This is a genomic window from Streptomyces albidochromogenes (genome assembly GCF_005981925.1).
Lineage (GTDB): Bacteria > Actinomycetota > Actinomycetes > Streptomycetales > Streptomycetaceae > Streptomyces > Streptomyces albidochromogenes.
This window is the reverse complement of record NZ_VBVX01000496.1, coordinates 1-2,983: the sequence shown is the minus strand read 5'-3', so window position 1 is coordinate 2,983 and position 2,983 is coordinate 1. Positions and strand designations below refer to the sequence as shown.

General features: G+C 76.9%; 1 protein-coding gene and 2 pseudogenes. 1 reads left to right on the top strand and 2 read right to left on the bottom strand.

Going from position 1 to position 2,983, the window contains the following annotated elements; genetic code table 11:
- A pseudogene (locus E2E34_RS33040) lies at positions 1 to 601 on the top strand (serine/threonine protein kinase); the annotation flags it as partial.
- 24 nt (positions 602 to 625) lie between these two features.
- Here E2E34_RS33040 and E2E34_RS33035 read toward each other — a convergent pair.
- Entirely contained in the window at positions 626 to 1,543 is a 918-nt protein-coding gene (locus E2E34_RS33035; protein WP_138905521.1) for a class I SAM-dependent methyltransferase, read from the bottom strand.
- A 60-nt stretch (positions 1,544 to 1,603) separates the two neighbouring features.
- Positions 1,604 to 2,983 (bottom strand): annotated as a pseudogene (locus E2E34_RS35755) (YfhO family protein); the annotation flags it as partial.

Below are 2,983 nucleotides of genomic sequence, written 5' to 3'. Positions count from 1 at the left end.
GCCCACCCCGGTGCAGGCCCAGCCCGACGTGGCGGGCGCGGTCGACGAGGTCAAGCAGCTCCTCGGTGAGGGCCGGATCACCCAGGCCGTCGACATCCTCGGCGGCATCCTGCCGGCCGCCGCCGCCCAGCACGGCGAGCGCTCCCCGGTCGTCCGCATCCTGCGCAAGCAGTACGCCGCGACGCTGCTCGACGACGGGCAGTACCGCCGCGCACTGCCCGAGCTGCGCCGCCTCGCCGACGACCGCGCCGCCGAGGCGGGCCTGGCCGACCCGCAGGCCCTCCAGTTCCGGTACGACGCGGCGCAGTGCCTGGAGCAGCTCGGCGAACCGGCCGCGGCGCTCGCCGAGTACCGCGGCCTGCTGCCGTACTACGAGAACCAGTACGCGGGCGGGACGCCGGCCACCGACGCCACCGCCCGCGCCTTCGACATCCGCCACCGCATCGCGAACCTGCTGCTCGCGATGGGCGACCACGCCGCCGCGCACGCCCAGTTGCAAGGCCTGCTGTACGACGCCGAGCGCGCGTACGGCCCGTACCACCCGCTGCCGGCGGAGGTGCGCCGCGCGCTCGACCGCCACCAACGGATGCGGGACGTCTGAGCGTCCGGACGGGGGCCCCTGGGGTCAGCGCGCCCGCAGGAAGGCGGAGGTGGCGACCCGGCCCACCAGGGTGAGCCTGCTCTCGCCGCCCGCCAGGTGCTTGTCCAGCGCGTCCTTGACGCCGGGCCAGCGCGCGTCGCCGTAGTCGTCGAGGACGACGACCGCGTCCGCGGCGGCGATCCGCTCCACCCACTCCAGGTCGGCGAGCACGCCCTCGAAGGAGTGGTCCCCGTCGACGACGATCACGCCGTACTCACGGTCGGAGACCTCCGCCCGCACCCGCGGGTCGCCCGAGAACCCCTGCCGGATACGCGCTCCGGTGCCCGGACGGCCGCCGCCGAGCGCCAGGTTGGCCCGTACGACGTCCTCGCGCACCGGCGTGCCGGTCGGCTCCTCGTAGTCGCTGGTGCCGGGCTGGAGCTGCGAGCCGGCCAGCGGATCGACGATCGTCAGCGTCGCCTCGACGCCCGTCCGGTGCAGCATCCGCATCAGGGCGGCGGCGAACAGCCCGTGCAGCGTGCCGATCTCCAGCACTTCGAGCCCCGGGGCGCCGGTGTCCTCGCCCGTGGGCCGCGCGAGCAGCGGGACGGTGGCGAGCTTGCCGCACACGTTGGACGTACCGCCCGCCATCCTGCCGACGCCCAGCGCCTCCAGAGCCACCACGTTGCGGTAGGCGACGGTCACGTTGCGCCGGGCGTGGTCGCCCGCGCCCGTCGTGGCCTCCACCTCCTTCACGAGCCGGTCGATCTGGTCGGGCGTGGGCATGCGGTGCTGGCCCCGACCGGTGCGGTCGAGGAGCATGGTGAGGCCGTGCTGTTTCCGCCGCAGTTCGGTGACTTCGCGGCGGAGCCCCGCGGTGTGACGTGAGATGCGCTGGTCGACGAGCACGGCGACGGGGCGCAGGGCCCACTTCGTCAGCCGGTTGCTCAGCAGAGATGGCATGCGGATTCGCCTCTGGCCTCGGTCCGGGTGGGGGGCAGGCGGCCGACCGTACGCCGCGGCTCATGCCGTGCGGGCCACGAGCCGGTGGTCGTGGGGTGAAGTCTTCATGTGCCTCGTGCGACGCCGGGCCGCGGCACGGGGCGCCACGGCCACGCCGAGGAGCACGAGCAGCGACAGGCCCCCCACGGCCCCGCCGAGGCGCAGACCGGGCGGGCTGAACGCGCAGCTCACCACCGAGGTGCGGCCGTCCAGGGGGACGGCGACCAGCCCCAGGTAGGAGCCGGCGGGCCGCGCTTCGGCGCCGTCCGCGCGGCAGCTCCAGCCGGCGATGCGCGGCATGGCGAAGACGGCCGTTCCCCGGGTGCCGGGCGGCAGGCTCGCCCGTACGCCGCTGTCGGTGACGCGCACCGCGCTCGCGCCCGAGGACCGCAGGCCGTCCACGGCGGTGGCCAGCCGGTCGCGGTCCAGGCAGCCGACGCTCCGCAGCGGCAGCCGGTCGGCCCCCCTGCCCCGCAGCGTGATCGCGACCCGGCCGTCGGGCGGCACGGCCCCCAGGGGCTGCAGGGCGGCACGTCGCGCGGGGACGCGCCCGCGCAGCTCGGCCTCCGTACCGGCGCGGGCGCCGTCGAGCCGCGCCGTACCGGAGAACCCGGGGGCCCACAGGAACACCTCGCTGCCGACGGGGCAGGTGGCGGTCAGCGTGCCGTCGCCGCCGTCACCGCCGTCACCGCCGTCGACGCCCCCGGCGCGCAGCGCGGCGGGCGGCAGGGTGTAGACGCGGGCGCCGAGGAGCTTCTCCTGGTTGCGGAAGGGCGAGGCGACGAAGCGTGGTGCGGGGCCGGGCGGACGGACGGTGACCAGCCGGGGCACGGCGGCGCGCGTCACCGTCGTCCCGCGCGCGTCGTCCCGCGCCCCGGGCTGGTGCGGATCGCGCGGCATGCGCACCCGGGCGCCGACGGCGAACAGGGCGTCGGTCACCGGGTTGTCGAGGCTCTGCACGGCGCGGCCGTTGGACGTCCACCCGGCGCCCAGGGCGGCCAGGGTGCGGGTCAGGACCTCGGGGGTATGGCTGCTGTAGTACGCCGTGCCCTGGCCGCCCACGGTCAGCGGGTCGTTGGCGGTGGTCTGCTCACGGCCGGGCTCGGTGCGGTACGCGGGCCAGCCGTCGGCCTCGGCCACGGCGTCCGCCTGGATCCGCTGCCGGCTGCCCCACGACGCGTAGTCGTCGAGCCCGGCCAGCCGCCGGCGGTCGGCGTAGGCGGTGGTGAGGGCGGCCTGTGCGGCCAGGGACCCGGTCAGCAGCAGTACGGCGGCCACGGCCGGGGCGCGGCGCGGGCGGCGGCGGGCGGCTGTGACACCGGGCGCGGCCCCACCGGCCCCACCGGCCCCGTCGAACCCTCCAGCCCCACCGGGGCCCCAGCTCTCCGCGCGCCGCGCGAG

Bases quoted from the DNA above. Each gene is read 5' to 3' on its own strand.
- E2E34_RS33035 (WP_138905521.1), bottom strand. From the start codon at position 1,543: ATGCCATCTCTGCTGAGCAACCGGCTGACGAAGTGGGCCCTGCGCCCC.